Source organism: Niallia sp. FSL W8-0177, assembly GCF_038006285.1.
Classification (GTDB): Bacteria; Bacillota; Bacilli; order Bacillales; family Cytobacillaceae; genus Niallia; species Niallia circulans_A.
On the sequence record NZ_JBBOUX010000001.1, the window covers coordinates 1295168 to 1313161 of the forward strand.

The 17994-nt window shown below is 35.5% G+C and carries 18 protein-coding genes; 14 read left to right on the plus strand and 4 right to left on the minus strand.

Annotated features, from left to right (window positions below; all coding sequences use genetic code 11):
* Nucleotides 1-119: 119 nt before the first annotated feature.
* From NST77_RS06135 to NST77_RS06145, 3 genes are all read left to right on the plus strand, one after another.
* Nucleotides 120-1043 carry a dipeptidase gene (locus NST77_RS06135; protein WP_095329249.1) on the plus strand — a complete coding sequence of 308 codons (924 nt, stop codon included), beginning with the start codon at nt 120-122 and terminating at the stop codon, nt 1041-1043.
* A 336-nt stretch (nt 1044-1379) separates the two neighbouring features.
* On the plus strand, nt 1380-2930 hold the full coding sequence (gene miaB / locus NST77_RS06140; RefSeq protein ID WP_095329319.1) for a tRNA (N6-isopentenyl adenosine(37)-C2)-methylthiotransferase MiaB: 1551 nt from the start codon (nt 1380-1382) through the stop codon (nt 2928-2930).
* Complete coding sequence (locus NST77_RS06145) at nt 2930-3313, plus strand: RicAFT regulatory complex protein RicA family protein (protein WP_095329250.1); 384 nt, start codon at nt 2930-2932, stop codon at nt 3311-3313. Before miaB ends, NST77_RS06145 begins: the two co-directional genes overlap by 1 nt.
* 116 nt (nt 3314-3429) lie before the next feature.
* Here NST77_RS06145 and NST77_RS06150 read toward each other — a convergent pair whose 3' ends face one another.
* From NST77_RS06150 to NST77_RS06160, 3 genes are all read right to left on the minus strand, one after another.
* Complete coding sequence (locus tag NST77_RS06150; RefSeq protein WP_095329251.1) at nt 3430-3783, minus strand: hypothetical protein; 354 nt, start codon at nt 3781-3783, stop codon at nt 3430-3432.
* A 108-nt stretch (nt 3784-3891) separates the two neighbouring features.
* Complete coding sequence (locus NST77_RS06155) at nt 3892-4200, minus strand: hypothetical protein (RefSeq protein WP_095329252.1); 309 nt, start codon at nt 4198-4200, stop codon at nt 3892-3894.
* 36 nt (nt 4201-4236) lie between these two features.
* Complete coding sequence (locus NST77_RS06160) at nt 4237-4656, minus strand: hypothetical protein (RefSeq protein WP_095329253.1); 420 nt, start codon at nt 4654-4656, stop codon at nt 4237-4239.
* Nucleotides 4657-4994: 338 nt separating this feature from the next.
* Here NST77_RS06160 and NST77_RS06165 point away from each other — a divergent pair, with 338 nt between their 5' ends.
* The gene (locus NST77_RS06165) at nt 4995-5546 is read left to right on the plus strand and encodes an outer spore coat protein CotE (RefSeq protein WP_341122799.1); all 552 of its coding nucleotides are present in this window, start codon (nt 4995-4997) and stop codon (nt 5544-5546) included.
* Between the two features lie 101 nt (nt 5547-5647).
* Here NST77_RS06165 and NST77_RS06170 read toward each other — a convergent pair whose 3' ends face one another.
* The gene (locus tag NST77_RS06170) at nt 5648-5872 is read right to left on the minus strand and encodes an excalibur calcium-binding domain-containing protein (protein WP_370999621.1); all 225 of its coding nucleotides are present in this window, start codon (nt 5870-5872) and stop codon (nt 5648-5650) included.
* A 306-nt stretch (nt 5873-6178) separates the two neighbouring features.
* On the opposite strand from NST77_RS06170, the gene mutS reads away from it, so the two are divergent.
* From mutS to tnpA, 10 genes are all read left to right on the plus strand, one after another.
* Nucleotides 6179-8797: a DNA mismatch repair protein MutS gene (gene mutS, locus NST77_RS06175; RefSeq protein WP_171509530.1), complete on the plus strand. Its 2619-nt coding sequence runs from the start codon at nt 6179-6181 to the stop codon at nt 8795-8797.
* A gap of 279 nt (nt 8798-9076) precedes the next feature.
* On the plus strand, nt 9077-10993 hold the full coding sequence (mutL, locus tag NST77_RS06180) for a DNA mismatch repair endonuclease MutL (RefSeq protein WP_341122800.1): 1917 nt from the start codon (nt 9077-9079) through the stop codon (nt 10991-10993).
* A gap of 461 nt (nt 10994-11454) precedes the next feature.
* Complete coding sequence (locus tag NST77_RS06185) at nt 11455-11850, plus strand: hypothetical protein (protein ID WP_341122801.1); 396 nt, start codon at nt 11455-11457, stop codon at nt 11848-11850.
* 377 nt (nt 11851-12227) lie between these two features.
* A complete protein-coding gene (locus NST77_RS06190; protein WP_095329259.1) occupies nt 12228-12560 on the plus strand; it encodes a hypothetical protein in 333 nt (110 codons plus the stop codon).
* Nucleotides 12561-12963: 403 nt separating this feature from the next.
* Nucleotides 12964-14880 (plus strand): BglG family transcription antiterminator, encoded by a 1917-nt coding sequence (locus tag NST77_RS06195; protein WP_341122802.1) that lies wholly within the window; start codon nt 12964-12966, stop codon nt 14878-14880.
* Between the two features lie 181 nt (nt 14881-15061).
* Nucleotides 15062-15352 carry a PTS lactose/cellobiose transporter subunit IIA gene (locus NST77_RS06200; RefSeq protein WP_123259104.1) on the plus strand — a complete coding sequence of 97 codons (291 nt, stop codon included), beginning with the start codon at nt 15062-15064 and terminating at the stop codon, nt 15350-15352.
* A gap of 14 nt (nt 15353-15366) precedes the next feature.
* Nucleotides 15367-15678 carry a PTS sugar transporter subunit IIB gene (locus NST77_RS06205; RefSeq protein WP_095329262.1) on the plus strand — a complete coding sequence of 104 codons (312 nt, stop codon included), beginning with the start codon at nt 15367-15369 and terminating at the stop codon, nt 15676-15678.
* 73 nt (nt 15679-15751) lie between these two features.
* On the plus strand, nt 15752-16054 hold the full coding sequence (locus NST77_RS06210; protein WP_095329263.1) for a PTS sugar transporter subunit IIB: 303 nt from the start codon (nt 15752-15754) through the stop codon (nt 16052-16054).
* A 78-nt stretch (nt 16055-16132) separates the two neighbouring features.
* The gene (locus tag NST77_RS06215) at nt 16133-17371 is read left to right on the plus strand and encodes a PTS sugar transporter subunit IIC (RefSeq protein WP_341122803.1); all 1239 of its coding nucleotides are present in this window, start codon (nt 16133-16135) and stop codon (nt 17369-17371) included.
* Between the two features lie 97 nt (nt 17372-17468).
* Nucleotides 17469-17924, plus strand: a complete 456-nt coding sequence (tnpA, locus tag NST77_RS06220) for an IS200/IS605 family transposase (protein WP_095330205.1) — start codon at nt 17469-17471, stop codon at nt 17922-17924.
* Nucleotides 17925-17994: the final 70 nt, after the last annotated feature.

Sequence of the window (17994 nt, forward strand, 5' to 3'; positions counted from 1 at the left end):
GAGAATAAACCAAATGAGTGAGGCATCCTTTTTTTATAACTATAGTCAATTGATATCTTGAGGGAGAGAAATAGCCACAAGATTTACATAAAAAACATATTTGTAGGGGAGTGAATGGTTTGAATTACTTCGATGGTCATTGTGATGTATTATATAAAATGTTTATAGATAAAACGATAAATTTTCAGAATAGTGATAAACTTCATGTCACTAAGAGTAATTTACAAAAAGGGGGGGCAAAGATTCAATGTTTTGCTATTTATGTTCCAGAATCTGTCCATCCTGATATGCGGTTTGAAGCAGCTTTATCCATGGCAACTATCTTTTATGATAAAATCTTAAAGCCGAATGCAGATTTAAAATTTATACGCTCACAAAAAGATATAAAGGAATTAAAAAATGGTGAAATTGGTGCACTCCTAACATTAGAAGGCTGTGATGCGATTGGAGGAGATTTGCTAAAATTAAAAACATTGCTTCGATTAGGTGTTTCAGCAGTAGGACTTACTTGGAACTATGCGAATGCTGTTGCGGATGGAGCACTAGAACCTAGAGGTGCTGGTTTATCTTTATTCGGAAGAGAAACAGTGAAGCTTTTGAATAAGCAAGCAATTTGGGTAGATGTTTCCCACTTATCGGAAAATGCCTTCTGGGATGTTATGGAGCATGCAGAGTATCCATATGCATCACACTCGAATACATATAATCTTTGTCCAAATCCTCGTAATTTACGCGACGACCAAATTAAAGCAATGATAGAAGCAGACAGTGTAATCGGCATTACTTTTGTGCCACAGTTTTTAAGTGGAACCAACACAGCAACTATTACAGATATTCTACGCCATCTTGATTATATATGTTCGCTTGGAGGTGAAGATCATGTCGGCTTTGGTTCTGATTTTGATGGAATCGACCAAACGGTAAAAGGTCTAGCTTCCGCTGTCGATTATCCTAATCTAATAAATGAGCTAACAAGATATTATACAAGTACGCAAGTAGAGAAATTCTTATATACGAATATGACAAAAAGGTTTCCGAAATAAAGAAAATCATCTATCTTCTTTCCTTTGCGGAAGAGGGAGAAAGTATCTTTTTAGTTAAACAACAAGAAAATAGTAGAATGATATCTTTAAGACGTTGCTATTGTTTTCAAAAGATGAAAGGCTTATACTAGAATAATGAAAATATGTCTATAAAGAATAGTACATATGAAAAAGCAGCTATTATATGGATGGATGTTTTTCTTGTCAAAGTAGTTTTTATCGGTTCAATTTGAATCGATGGTGGGGAGAAAACACCAATCTATAAGAAGCCTAAACATGTATATTAACAAACTTATGGATGAAACCAAAATCATCGATAAGAGAGGAGTAGTTGAAATGAACGAAAACCAACGTTTAGAAGGACAGCAAATCGGAAGCAATAATTCTTCGGACAAAAAATCCGAAAAGGATTATAGCAAATATTTCGAAACAGTATACAAAGCCCCTTCTTTAAAAGATGCCAAAAGACGAGGAAAAGAGGAAGTCCGCTATGAGAAGGATTTCTCCATTTCCGAGCAGTTCCGCGGAATGGGTGAAGGGCGTAAATTCTACATTCGTACATATGGCTGTCAAATGAATGAACATGACACAGAAGTAATGGCAGGGATTTTCTTAGCTTTAGGCTATGAGGCAACAGATTCAGTCGATGACGCCAATGTTATTCTTCTTAATACTTGTGCGATTCGTGAAAATGCAGAAAATAAAGTATTTGGTGAATTAGGACATTTAAAGCATTTAAAAACGGAAAAGCCAGACCTTTTAATAGGTGTTTGTGGATGTATGTCACAAGAAGAATCTGTCGTAAACAAAATCTTAAAAACATACACACAAGTAGATATGATTTTCGGTACACATAATATTCACCGTTTACCAAATATTCTTCACGAAGCATATATGTCAAAAGAAATGGTCGTAGAAGTTTGGTCTAAAGAAGGGGATGTGATCGAGAACCTTCCTAAAGTACGTAATGGAAAAATTAAAGCATGGGTAAACATTATGTATGGCTGTGATAAGTTTTGTACCTATTGTATTGTTCCATATACTCGCGGAAAAGAGCGAAGCCGCCGTCCAGAAGATATTATCCAAGAAGTGCGTCATTTAGCAGCACAAGGGTATAAAGAAATTACATTGCTTGGTCAAAACGTAAACGCCTATGGAAAAGACTTTACAGATATTGATTTCCGTTTCGGAGATTTAATGGAAGAAATGCGCAAAATTGATATTCCGCGTGTTCGTTTCACAACAAGTCACCCACGTGATTTCGATGATCATTTAATTGAGGTGCTTGCTAAAGGCGGTAACTTAGTGGAACATATCCATTTACCAGTTCAGTCGGGTTCATCTGATGTGTTGAAAATTATGGCACGTAAATATACAAGAGAGCAGTATTTAGAATTAGTTCGCAAAATGAAAGCGGCTATTCCTAATTTAACTCTTACAACAGATATTATTGTTGGTTATCCAAATGAAACAGATGAGCAATTTGAAGAAACATTATCTCTTTATAAAGAGGTTGGTTTTGAAGCTGCTTATACATTCATCTATTCTCCACGTGAAGGAACACCTGCAGCACGAATGAAAGATAATGTTCCGATGGAAGTCAAAAAGGAACGCTTACAGCGCCTAAATGCTTTAGTTAATGAGTATTCTGCTAATTCCATGAAGAATTATCAAGGCCAAACGGTAGAGGTTCTTGTAGAAGGAGAAAGCAAGAATAACCCAGATGTGCTTGCTGGTTATACACGTAAAAACAAGCTAGTAAACTTTGTCGGACCAAAATCGGCTATTGGCAAACTTGTTTCTGTGAAAATTACCGATGCAAAAACATGGTCATTAAACGGAGAAATGATTGAGGTATTAGAAGCAGAAGCTGTTGAGGCAAACTAATGGCGAAATTCACACGAGAAGAAATTATCGAACGAACAGAGCAGCTTGCCAAAATGATTCGTGAGACAGAAGAAGTGGAATTTTACCAACGAGCAGAAAAACAAATCAATCAAAACCAAAAAGTAAATGATCGAATTGCCCAGATTAAAAAGCTTCAAAAACAAGCAGTTAATCTTCAGCACTATGGAAAAATTGCTGCTTTAAAAGATACTGAAGCAAAAATTGATGTCTTACAAAAAGAAATCGATGAACTGCCAATTGTCAGTGAATTTAAAGAATCACAAGAAATTGTTAACGATATGCTGCAAATGGTAACAAAAACGATCGCAGACACAGTAGAAACAGAAATCCTTTCTTCCGTTGAGAAGAAGAAAGAACAATAAGAGGCTGAGATCCAAGAACGAGCGATCGTAAAGATTCCTTGTGGTGTAATGCAATGGGTAGCATATTTTTTAAATAGAATGTTAACAAGTAAAACCAAGCATATCTTTGCTTGGTTTTACTTGTTTTGATTATTTAAAATATTGATCGCTCGTAAGAATGCTTTCCGATATTCTTGCTGTTCCTTCATAGCTGTTTGCAAGGTTGAAAGCAATGCTTTATTAAGCTGCTTTGTTTCTTTATCTTTGGCATTTCCGTTATTAACTGTTTGCAATAGAAATGTATAAACAAGAAATAAGACAGAGTAATTGTCTACATAAGTTAAGCTGACGGCACTTCCACCATTTCCTCCTTCTGCATGGGTGTTAACAGAAGGACCTCCTGTTTCTAGAATTTTATCAATAAGCTCCTCTGGTACCCCAAGCTCTTTTAGTTTCTCAGCAGTTAACCCAATATTTTTATCTTTAGCCATTCTTTAGCCTCCTTCTATTAGGTATGTAAAAGAAAAGGGCAATCATCAAGAAGATGTTGCCCTTTATTATATGCTTATCACTTATAGGAGTGCTTATTTTAAAGGTGATTAACCTTCGTTCACCATTTCAGGGCTATTTTGGTTGAAAGATACAGCAGTAGCAGCACCAGCAACGTTAGCATTAACTAAAATACCACCAACAAAGAAGTTTAATAAGTTAACACCTACAGCAGCACCACCAGCAGCACCAGAAGCAGAAAATTGGTTAGCTAGGTTACCGTTACCTTGAGTAGCATTAGTAAATCCGCGAAGTTCTGCTCCTTTGTTTCCAATGCCTTTACCTTTAGCAGTAACATCAGTACCAGCAACGCCAGAACCGTTACCTTTGTGACAATCAGATGTGCATTTAGACAACATTTGACTTCACCTCCTTTCAAAGAAAAGATTGATTACTTATTTTTTGATAAAATCTGAAAGATCTAGTGAAAAAATAGGCTTGCCGTTAACATTTAATTTAAGGTTCCCATCATCATTTGAAGCATCAATGACAGGTAATTTCTCTTGTAGCTTGCTTAGGGTGTCTTCACTTACAATGCTTTTTAGCGTTTCAGGATTAAGATGTGGTTTTACTTTTTCTTTAATTGAATCTAAATCAACCGTACTTGCAACTTTCTCCTTCATTGCATCCATTGTAGTTCCAGCTACATTCTCAGAAACACCTTTGGTTAACTTTTGGACTAATCCACCCATCTCTGAAGATAATTTAGTAATTAATTCTTGTGCGTATTTAGCTCTGTCCTCGCCAGTAACCTCTTTACCATTAACATTGAATTTAAAATCAAACTGATCGTTTTTATTAAATAACCCTGCCAACTTCCTCACCCCCTTACCGTATACTACAGTATATAGAGATTAGAACAAGCTGTATCCGCGAATGTATTAATACAAACGCATATTTTTTTAAAAGCAAAAAAAAGAGCTGAATAGATAAGGTTTTTTTCATTAATAAAGAAATAAGGAAAGTGCTTTTTAGAATTGATAAAAAGAAGGATAGATGTCTAGAAAAATGGCTAATATCGGCACACTTACCCAAGTTTTACATACAATGAAGTAGATTTAAGCATTACTTATCGTCTTTAAAAATTGTCGCACACTAGACTCCTATCCCGCATAGGATGAAATGAAAATGAATGAGGAGGTTTCGCTCGAACATGGGAGAATATAGAGAGATTATTACAAAGGCAGTCGTAGCGAAAGGACGTAAATTTACAAAATCCAATCATACTATCTGCCCAGACAACAGCCCATCAAGTATCTTGGGCTGCTGGATTATCAACCATACGTATGAAGCAGAAAAGGTTGGTAAAACAGTAGAAATTTGTGGATACTTTGATATTAACGTTTGGTATTCTTATAATGATAATACACAAACGGAAGTAGTAACAGAGCGTGTGAAATATACAGATGTCATTAAATTAAAATATCGTGATCCTGACTGCTTAGAAGACCATGATGTTATTGCACGCGTTTTGCAACAACCAAACTGCATTGAAGCAGTGATTTCGCCAAATGGCAATAAAATCATTGTCCATGTAGAAAAAGAATTTATCGTGGAAGTTATCGGAGAAACAAAAATCTGTGTGAAGGTTTGCACAGACGAATGTGGCAAGGAAGATGACGATGCCTGGTTTAAAGATGAAGTAGAAGATGAAGAATTTGAGGAATTAAATCCAGACTTCCTTGTAGGCGGGGAAGAAGAGTAAAGGCTAGGAGCTTTTCCTAGTCTTTTTTTCTATTAATGATTCATTAATAATCAATAATAGAAAAGCCTTTTTCCAATTCGCATAAGAAAAAGGCAGGAAGATTATCTTTCACAAGCAATTCCGTCTTTATCACGGTCCATTTTTTTGTTTGCGTTATATAAGGCTTTAGATACATACGGTTTGTACTTTGTTTTTCCACCCTTATTTTTGGTGCTTTTGGATTTAGCAACGCCACCCTTATAATCTTTGTTTAGGGCTGTACAATTTTTATACGTTTTAACCTTCGTTTTTGCTTCAGCACTTGAATGTGGCATAAAACTGACCATAAGAACAATTGTTAAAAGAATAGATAGAATACGTTTCAAGATAATTGCTCCTTTTCCTAAAATTAACTTTTATTGCAAGCTAAATTATAAAAGATTTGCTCGCGAATTACTAGTATTATTTTTAAAAATAATACTGGAATGGAGCACAATGGAATGAACTAGTTATCACATCTAACTTCATACAAAAAAGCAAGTGTTTTTTCAGAGATATTCATAGTCTTTTCCCAATACCACCCACTGAAATATTCTATTTCTTTATGTTATAATGGGAGAATAATAGATTTGGACAGGATTTTGGAGGAAGTTATGACAACATATACGCCCATGATACAACAATACTTACAAGTGAAGGCAGATTATCAGGATGCCTTTTTATTTTTTCGTTTAGGAGACTTTTATGAAATGTTCTTTGATGACGCCATCAAAGCATCACAGGAGCTTGAAATCACTTTAACAAGCAGAGAAGGCGGAGGAGCAGAGCGAATTCCCATGTGCGGTGTTCCGCATCATTCTGCTGCCAACTATATTGAACAGCTAGTCGAACGCGGCTATAAAGTGGCTATTTGTGAACAAACAGAAGACCCGAAACAAGCAAAGGGAGTTGTGAAAAGAGAGGTCGTTCAGCTGATTACCCCTGGAACGATGATGGAAGGAAAGAACCTTTCCGATAAAGAAAATAACTATATTGCCACTATCTCTTTATTTGCAGAAGAGCAATTTGGCTTTGCTTATAGCGATTTATCGACAGGGGAAAGCAAAGCAACTCTTCTTAAGGGAATAGACTCTTTATTAAATGAACTATCCTTATCGGGAGCAAAAGAAGTAGTAATTTCTGACGATTTCTCGAAAGAGTATCAGAAACGGTTACAGGAAAGAGGTACATTAACCCTTTCGATTGAAAATGAGCTGGATGAAAAAGATGTGCATCTGCCATTATTGCAAGGTATTCAAGAACAGCAGTTAAGAAATACGGTTGTCCGCTTGTTTAATTATCTATATCGTACACAAAAGAGAAGCTTGGATCACTTACAACCGGTTTCGACCTATGTGATTGATCAATTTATGAAGATTGATTATTTTTCTAAGCGGAACTTAGAATTAACGGAAACGATTCGCTCAAAAGGAAAAAAAGGATCACTTCTTTGGTTATTGGATGAAACGAAAACCGCGATGGGCGGACGACTTTTAAAACAGTGGATTGATCGTCCACTCTTAAATAAGGAAGAGATTGAATATCGTCAAAATCTCGTCGAGACGATGATCGGACATTACTTTGAACGCCAAGATTTGCGGGAAAAATTAAAAGAAGTATATGATTTAGAACGTTTAGCAGGACGAGTTGCTTTTGGAAATGTTAATGCGAGAGATCTTGTCCAGCTAAAAAAATCGTTACAACAAGTACCGATTATTCAGCAAATTGTTGCATCGTTTGGTTCAAAGGAAGCTATAAAATTGGCTGAAGACCTAGATCCTTGTGAAGATATCACTGATTTACTGGAGCGAGCTATTGTTGAAAATCCACCGTTGTCTATTAAAGAAGGAAATATTATTTTAGACGGCTACCATCCTGAATTAGACAGTTACCGCGATGCAAGTCGAAACGGCAAAACATGGATTGCTCAGCTAGAAAGAGAAGAACGGGAAAAAACAGGCATTAAATCGCTGAAAATCGGCTATAATCGTGTATTCGGCTACTATATAGAAGTAACAAGAGCAAACGTCCATCTTTTACAAGAAGGACAGTATGAGCGTAAACAAACCCTTGCTAATGCGGAGCGTTATATCACGCCAGAATTAAAAGAAAAAGAAAGTCTAATTCTGCAAGCTGAAGAAAAAATGGTTGAATTAGAATACGAGATTTTTACAACCATCCGGGAGACCATTAAAGAGTATATTCCACGCTTACAAAACCTTGCAAAAACTGTAAGCACACTAGATGTGCTCCAATGTTTCGCAACAGTAAGTGAGGACCGCCGCTATGTGAAGCCTGTCTTTTCAAATGATCGTACGCTCTCTGTCAAAAATGGCCGACACCCTGTAGTAGAAAAGGTAATGAACGCGCAAAGCTATGTAGCAAATGACTGCACCATGCATAAAGATAGAGAATTGCTGTTAATTACTGGACCAAATATGTCTGGTAAAAGTACGTATATGCGCCAAATTGCCTTAACAAGCATTTTAGCGCAAATCGGCTGCTTTGTACCAGCAGATGATGCAGTGCTGCCGTTATTTGACCAAGTATTTACGAGAATAGGAGCGGCAGATGATCTTATTTCTGGCCAAAGTACGTTTATGGTGGAGATGCTGGAAGCAAGAAACGCACTCCTGCATGCTACTAATAATAGTTTAATTTTATTCGATGAAATTGGTCGGGGCACAAGCACATATGATGGAATGGCACTGGCCCAAGCGATTATCGAGTACATTCATCATGAAGTTGGCGCAAAGACTTTATTCTCTACTCACTATCATGAGCTGACTGTGCTTGCAGACGAACTTCCATCATTAAGCAATGTTCACGTCAGTGCAATGGAGCAAAACGGAAAAGTTGTTTTCCTGCATAAAATAAAAGAGGGCGCAGCAGACAAGAGTTACGGGATTCACGTTGCACAGCTTGCTGAATTGCCAGAAGCATTGATTGAACGAGCACAAGAGCTATTAACAAGCCTTGAGCAAAAGGATCAATTTGCTGGAGAAACAGCAGTGGCAGTAATCGAAAAATCGGTTGTGAAAGCTGAAATAGCCGAAGAAGAGGCACAATTATCCTTCTTTGAAACAGAAGAGAAAAAACCGCAAAAGGCGATTTCTACGAAAGAAAAGCAAATCGTCAATAAACTAAAAGACTTAGATATATTAGAAATGACGCCAATGCAGGCATTAAATACATTATATGAACTTCATAAAAAAGTCCGAAATGATCGATAAAGTGGGTTAGGGTGATAGAGTGTACAGTCAGTGGTATGAACGCATAGAAATGGAAATACGTTGGGGGAAAATGGTGTTCATAAGGAGAATGAAAGTCGAAAAATCTAGGAACATTGGAAAAAGTGGTGTTCATAAAGAGAGTGAAAGCCATGAAACCAAGGAACGTTGGAAAAAACGGTGTTCATAGGCAAGAAGATAGCTACAAATTCGACCATTTCAGCTGATACACTGCCCAACACATGAAAACAGAAAAAAGTAAGAAAGAAAAGAGGAGAAAAAATGGCAAAGATTATTCAACTGGATGATGCACTTTCGAATAAAATTGCTGCAGGTGAAGTTGTTGAGCGGCCAGCCTCTGTTGTAAAAGAATTAGTAGAAAATAGTATCGATGCAAAAAGTACTTCAATTGAAATTTTTATCGAAGAAGCTGGTTTACAAAGCATTCGTATTCTTGATAATGGACAAGGAATTGACGAAGAGGATGTTTTAACTGCTTTTTCCAGACATGCAACAAGTAAAATAAAAGACGAAAATGACTTATTTCGAATCCGTACCCTTGGATTTAGAGGCGAGGCACTACCGAGTATTGCCTCTGTCTCTCAAGTCACCTTGACCACTTCTACCGGAGAAAAAGGGACAACAGTAGAGCTTAAAGGCGGACATTTAGTGAAACAGGAAGGAGCGCCGGGAAGAAGGGGAACAGAGATCATTGTCAGCGATTTGTTCTTCAATACGCCAGCAAGATTGAAATATATGAAATCGATTCATACAGAGCTAGGTAATATTACCGATATCGTCAACCGCCTTGCCCTTGCGCATCCTGATATTAGTTTTCGCTTAGTGCATAACGACCGCAAGCTCCTTCATACAAATGGTAATGGGGATGTAAGACAAGTACTTGCGGGTATTTATGGCTTAAATATAGCCAAAAAAATGACACCAATTTCAGCAAGTACTCTTGATTTTAAACTAAGCGGCTATATGGTGCTGCCAGAAATTACGCGGGCATCACGGAACTATATTTCCACAATGATTAATGGTCGCTTTATTAAGAACTATTCTCTTGTCCGCAGTATTCAGGAAGGCTATCATACGTTATTGCCTATTGGCAGATATCCGATTGTTCTTTTAAATGTTGAAATGGATCCAATCCTTGTTGATGTTAACGTTCATCCATCGAAAATGGAAGTGCGCTTTAGCAAAGAACAAGAATTATACGAACTTGTCAGTAATACGATTAAATCGGCATTTAAGAAAAAGGAGCTTATTCCAGCAGGACTTATCCGCGAGAAAAAGCCAGCTCCGAAAGAAGAGCAAGCGGCCTTTAGCTTTGATACGATTCGCGAATCGGCAATGCCAGTATCTGTTCCCAAAATGGAGCCTACTTTTTCCAATCCAACAACAGAACAGGGAGAAAAGCCGAGTTGGAGCGAACCTCTTGAAGACACACCAAGCAGTTGGCCATCTGGAGAAAGTGAAGAAGAATCAACCATAACAGATGGCACAGCCTTTTTCTTTGGACAGGAAGGGAATAGTAGTATCCCTCCTGCAACAGAAGAAGAGATAGAGGAAACATGGGAAGAGGAAGAAATAGCTGACGTGGCAGAGGGTCCGAGAGTTCCGCCCCTTTATCCAATTGGGCAAATGCATGGAACTTATATTTTTGCACAAAACGAAAGAGGCCTATATATTATCGACCAGCATGCAGCTCAAGAACGAATCAAATACGAATTTTTCCGGGAAAAGGTTGGCGAAGTCCATAAGGAATTACAAGAAATGCTTATCCCATTAACATTAGATTATTCCTTAGATGAATGGATGAAAATAGAAGAAAATAAAGCTGAGCTCGAAAAAGTCGGCGTATTTCTCGAACCATTTGGCCAGCAAAGCTACTTAGTACGCTCCCATCCACAATGGTTCCCTAAAGGAGAAGAAAAAGAAACAATCGAAGAAATGATTGAACAAGTACTCTCGATGCGAAAAGTAGATATCAAGCTTTTACGAGAAGAAGCTGCCATCATGATGAGCTGCAAGGGATCCATTAAAGCAAATCGCCATTTGCGAAATGATGAGATTCAAAGTTTATTGGACGAACTTCGAACAACATCCGATCCATTTACCTGTCCGCATGGTAGACCGATTATTGTGCATTATTCTACTTATGAAATGGAGAAAATGTTTAAGCGTGTGATGTAATTTATTTAGTAGAAAAACCCTTTGTTTATAAGGGTTTATAGTTTGGCTAAGTTGAATTTGACCACATTTTGACCACTTTTACTTGTCAGAACTAGATTTAAGGAATGCTTTCGTGAAATTTTCCACTGATGAGTCTTGCATATTAGGTGACAGAGATTTGTTATCATAATTAGTCTAACAAAATGTTTACCTCCAAATCTTATCTTTCAGAATAAGCTATACCAAAATCATTATCAGAAATTATAAAGCGAGAACAAATTAATAATACTATTACTGTCCCCCGCTCATTTAAGTGGGGGTTTTTTAATTTCTATGTGTATAAAATGAATAATTGTAAGTTAAACTATTCAAAAAAAGTGGTGATTGTTTTGAACAAAATTATTGAAAATCTTGACATTCATGCTAAAGGGATTTGGGTTCCTATTGTTTGAGCAGTATTATTATTAATTATGGTATTATTTATGCCAAAGGAAAAAATGAATGGGCTGCAAATTTATTGTACTTATGGCGTAATTAGTGCTATTACCTGGATTGCCAATAGTGTATTTGCAATATATTTAGATTGGGTAAATTTTGGGAGAGGGGAATCTACTGGAATTGGGGAGCTGCTAACATACGCACTTATTCCATCATCATTAGCAATATGGTTTCTAAATAAATTGCACAGAGATAAACGTATGAAACGAACACTATTATTTGCATTATTGTCTTTGTTCATTGAGTGGACATGCCATATATCAGGATTCATGGAATATAAAGGATGGAATTTGCTTTATAGCATACCTGTATATATAATCATTTATTACTTTTTCTTACCTTTCCACTATAGGTTAATAAAAGATATAAAAGTCAGCTGAATCTAGTATTGTGATGATAAGCCCTATTCTTTGGAGTAGGGTATTATTATTTGTGGGTTCTTTAGTGGTTTCCGATGTTATTAAGGATTCCCAAACTATAAGGGGACCTTTAGTTGAGAAAAAAAGGTGTTTAAGGCTAGGAAATATCTAAAGAATTTAATGTGATTGTTGCGGAATAATTATGAGAAATAGTTTTAACAGATTGCTTCATTGACAATAAGTATTTAATGGCACTACTCGTATTCTTCTTACAAAAGAGAAAAAACAGATGATATGCAATATGGTTCAAAATTCCTATAAAATGGTCAAACTTAAAGTCGAACCTTATTTTCACTTGTGCATAAACTACAGTGAATTTAAATGGGGAGGCTAATGCCGTGGAAAATAATAGAGATATAATGGAATCATCTTCAAGTCATCATGAACATCACCATCATCATCATAAAAAGGATCATGATCATTATAAACACAAATTTCATCCGAAATGTCACAAGCACTTATTTGAATTTATTCAAATAGAAACAAGAGATGGTGAAGTTCACCAAGGGATTCTCCATAGTTATGATGATGAAAACGTATACTTATTGGTAACGGGTCATAATCAAAGCGAAGATAGTCGATTAATATTTCCGTTCAGAAGATTTGGACTTTTTGCATTCCCATTCTTTGGAATAAGAAGATTCGGTCCATTTTTCCCTCTTTGGTGGTAAAATTGAGTTTATAACAAATAATTATGAATATGGAGATACAATAATTGCTCGTTATAAAGAGGGGAAGGAATGATCAGTTTCTTCCCTCACTTTCTCCCTGCTTATTGAGCAGGGCATTTTTATGCCAAATATTTCAGCTTTTCTAAATTATTTTAGGGTTTTATGTAAATATGAATCTTAAATTCTATTATGGTTAGCACTTCTTATTAAATGGTTAAACTAGAGTTGGAGTTTAGAAGGTTCAAAATAAGCCCAAAATATATCATCTTGGATTATTAGCTAAAAAACTACTTTTTCATCCTTAACAAAAATTTTCCTAACATAATGGAAAATCTTTGTACCCCAGCATTTGTGAAAACGCTTTATAATTAAATGAAGAATACTTATGAGGGGAGGAGAATCTATGAATGCGAGGCAACAACAGATTTTAAAAGCGCTGATTTCAGAAAAGAAGCCAATTAGTGGTGAACAAATAGCCTCTATAATTCAAGTTAGCTCTCGAACAATTCGTAATGACTTAAGAGAAATTGACAATCAGTTAATGAATGCAGGAGCGAATATCGTTTCTGTTAGAAGCCGTGGTTATCAACTTGAGGTTTGTGATGAATGCAAATTCAAACAATTTATTTCTCAATTTATTGAGTTTGAAAAAAATGTCCCAGTTGAACCAGAAGATAGGGTTCACTATTTATTGAAAAAGTTTCTATTAAGACAAAATTATTTTAAAGTAGAGGATTTGGCAGATGAATTATTTGTTAGTAAATCAACATTAAAAAATGATTTAAAGGATGTAAAAGTTATTTTACAGCAATTCAATTTGAAGCTTGCTCAAAAAGCAAAGTATGGATTGAGACTTGCAGGTTCAGAAAGAAATATTAGATTTGCAATTTCAGAGCTATTATTCCGCAGACCTTCTATTATAGAAGAAAAGTTAAAAAGACAGTCATGGCTATTGCCAGAAGATAGTATGGAATTAATTCGAGAGACAGCGCTAAGAGAACTAAAAGCATTTGATCTTAACTTATCTGATATAGCCTTACATAATTTAGTAGTACATATTGCTATTGCCTGCCAAAGAATAAAAAGTAAGCAGTACGTGGACAGTTTAAATGAAGTTGAAGAGAATATCCAAAATAAAAAGGAATATATCGTGTCAAAAAGAATTATCAAAAGCATGGAGAAAATGCTGAATCTGGAGTTTCCAAGAGGAGAAATAGTGTATGTAACTATGCACTTATTAGGAAACAGATTGTTATTAAATAAAAACCAGCCAGAACTATTAAATAGTTTTAATTACAATATCATAGAAACTGTTAAACGTATGATGAGCAATGTTGAGGAACAAATGAGTCTCAACATTGGCAATGATAAGGAGCTACTAGTTGCTATTAGCCTACATCTTAAGCCTGCACTTCATCGGGTTAAATATCAGATGAATATATATAATCCAATGTTAGAGGCAATAAAAGTTAACTATCCAATCGCATTTGAGGCTGCTATTATAGCAGGAAAGGTAATTGAGGAGGACTTCGATATTGTCATTAATGAAAATGAGATTGGTTACATTGCACTTCATTTTGGTGCAGCAATTGAAAGATCTAAATTAAAAATAAAACCAAAAAGATGTCTAATTGTTTGTACCACTGGACATGGTAGTTCGCAATTATTACTTTATAAGATGCGTGCAAAGTTTGGTAATAAAATATCAATAATTGGTACAACCGAATTATATAACCTTTCTATGTACGAAGAAGATGATATTGATTTTATAGTCAGTACTGTTCAATTGCCAAGCACCATCAAGATTCCTCACGTAGTAGTAAGTACACTCCTAGGGACTAGTGAACTAACAGAGGTTGAACAAATGATTGGGGATACTCAAGAATCAATTATAAATAAGTATTTAGTTGAAGAATTAATATACGCACATCTATCATGCAAAACACCTGAAGAAATAATAACCTATCTTGGAGAGGAACTTATTAAAAAAAAGATGACTGAGGAAGGGATTGTTGAAACGATAATGGACAGAGAACAGGTAGCTTCAACAAGCTATGGTAATCTGGTTGCAATTCCTCATCCATTAGAGGCAAAGTCCCCGCATACATTTTGGACAATCGCGACATTAGAAAAGCCAATTGATTGGGGAAAACATAAGGTGCAGTTGGTCTGTCTTCTTCATGTAGCGGATGATAACAAAGAAGAGTTGAAACCGATGTATGATACACTATTTCGATTTATTGACGATCGTGATATTGTTCAAAAAATTATCAATGCTCTAGATTCCTGCACCATAATGAAATTAATAAAAGAGATGTAACCAATTTAACTTGGTAGGATGATTTTTAGTTTTGATTAATTATATATGATTAAAAGGCCAATTTCTTTCCACTAGTAATGGAAAAACATAAACTTTAATTGGAAGCGTTTTAAAATTATAGTTTAGTTAAGGAATTAAATATGAAAAAGAAGGTGACAACTTGGAAAATCAAGAGATTATTATGGGAATTATCATTTACGGAGGAAATGCTAGAAGTTGTGCCATGAGGGCAATAGTAGAAGCTAAAAATGCCCATTTTGAAGAAGCAGAAAAATTAATGGAAGAAGCAAGGGAAGAGTTAAATAAAGCCCATAGAATCCAAACAGATTTAATTCAAGCAGAGGCAAGAGGAGAAAGCTCAGAGGTATCTTTGTTAATGGTTCATGCACAGGATCACTTAATGAATGCCATGACAGTTAGAGACTTATCAATTGAAATTATTGAACTAACTAAGAAAACGATAAACTTATAGAAAGGGGAGAAATTATGAAAAAAATCTTACTCGTCTGCGCAGCAGGAATGTCAACAAGCTTGCTTGTTAGAAAAATGGAACAAGCAGCTAAAGAAAAAAACGAAGAAATAATAATTTGTGCAACGGGACAAGGGGAGGTGAAAAAAAATATTAGAGATACTGATATTTTACTTTTAGGCCCCCAAGTCTCCTATAAAGAAGATAGTTTTATAAAAGAATATGGTGGTGTGAAAGGAATTCCTGTAAAAGTAATTAATACAGTAGACTATGGAATGATGGATGGAAAAAAAGTTTTAGAGTGGGCTTTAAGTCTGATTAATAAATAGTTATCTAAAGTTACGTTTGCTTAGATACTTTATGAGTTAAGTATATTTATTAAAAATATTTGGGGGATTATATATGAGAAAAATAATTTTACTATGTTCTGCAGGTATGTCAACAAGCATTTTAACTAGAAATATGCGACAAGAAGCAGAAAAAATGAATTATAAATGTACGATTGATGCATATGCATTGTCAGAAGCGGTTAATGTTGCAAACGATGCAGATTTTATCTTACTTGGTCCTCAAGTTCGTTATCAGCTTAATACTATCGTTCAAAAGTTTCAACACTGTCCAGTTGAAGCTATTAATGCGACTGATTATGGAATGGTTAATGGAAAGAAAATCATGGAATATGTCAAAAATGTGTTAGGAGATTAGGATTTTGATAAGTAAATAATATTAATTCGTTAATCTCTTCATTGAAAAGAAGAATGATCTATTAGGGGGAGTAGTAGAATGAATAATTTAGAAAAAATACTTGGTCCTGCTTCTAACTGGATAAATAATAATAGAATTATCCAATCCATTTCTAAAGGCTTAATGAGCTTAATGAGTGTTTTGATATTAGGATCATTTGCAACTATATTTCAAAATTTACCTATTGAAGCATATCAATCATTTTTAACTACGAGTGGTTTAGGAGGAATTTTCACGACCTTATCAAATATTACTATTAATCTTCTTGCATTGTATGCTGCATTTAGTATCGCATATACTTATGTAGGTAATTTTTCGGATTATGACTCATTTACAGGAGGATTACTGGGATTATTAGCTTTTTTATTAGTAACACCATTAACCACGACTGGTGAAGGATTTATGGCTATAACAAATTTACCTTTAGAATGGTTGGGAGCAAAGGGAATTTTTGTAGCTATGTTTTGTGCAATAGTATCCGCCATTATTTATATAAAATTATCAGATAAAGGCTTAATCGTAAAATTACCAGACAGTGTTCCAGAATTTGTTGCAAAGTCGTTTAATGGCATTATACCTTCTGTTCTCATTGGTATCCTTTTTGGGGCGATAACACTAGGACTTTCACATACTGAGTTTGAGAACTTTCATAATGCAGTTTATACTTTAATCGGTTCACCATTAAGTGTAATCGGTACAAGTATATGGGCTGGTATTATTATTTATGTGTTGACTGGGTTATGCTGGTTCTTAGGAATTCATGGCATTGCTGTTGTATCTGTCATAATGCCAGTTTGGATAGCAGCAGATGCCGAGAATATGGCAGCGGTTGCAGCAGGGCAGGTAGGACCTAATATTATCACATACAATTGGATTAATGCAGTTTCCTCCCCTGGTGGTGCAGGAGCCACAATCGGCTTAGTAATTTGTGTATTATTGTTTGCAAAATCGTCTCGTTATAAAATATTTGGTAAGGTTGCAACTATACCATCTCTTTTCAATATTAATGAACCTGTTGTTTTTGGATTTCCGATGATGTTAAACCCAATTTTATTCATACCGTTTGTATTTACCCCTGTTTTATACATTATAATTGGGTATATACTTACCTCCATGGGAATTTTACCAATGCCTACCGGTGCAGGCGGTCCTGGAGGAACTCCGCTTATTATTCAAGGATTAATGATGGGTGGATGGAAATATGCAGTTTTTCAGTTGATTGCTACAATCGTGTCTACTTTAATTACTCTTTTTAAACCACAGGCTCTGCCTGTGTGAAAATAAAACTTGTAGAGTCGTATTAGAAAAAAACTCCAATCGTTATAATAGAAGATGGCCGTCAAACCAACTTCAAATAACGAGAGGAGTTCTGCTCATGTCGAGCGACAATAGTTTATCACATACAAGATGGAATTGTAAGTATCATATCGTATTTATTCCCAAATACAGAAGGAAAGTAGTATATGGGAAATTAAGAAAAGATATAGGTGCTATATTGAGAAAACTATGTGAAATGAAAGATGTAGAAATAATGGAAGCACATGCCATGCCAGATCATATACACATGCTGGTAAAAATACCACCGAAAATGTCTGTTTCGTATTTCATGGGATATTTAAAAGGTAAAAGTTCATTGATGATCCATGATAGACATGCAAATTTAAAATATAATCATGGAAATCGAACGTTTTGGGCGAAAGGATATTACGTAAGTACGGTTGGATTAAACGAAAAAACAATTGCAAAGTATATACGAGAGCAAGAAGCAGAGGACCGTTTGCGAGATAATATGAGCAAACGAGAATACGTCGATCCATTTAAAGATAAGTAGGGAGAGTAAACGGTTGGCGGTCAATTTAGAGGTCCCTTTAGGGGCTTCGTTGGTAAAGTGCCCTTATAGG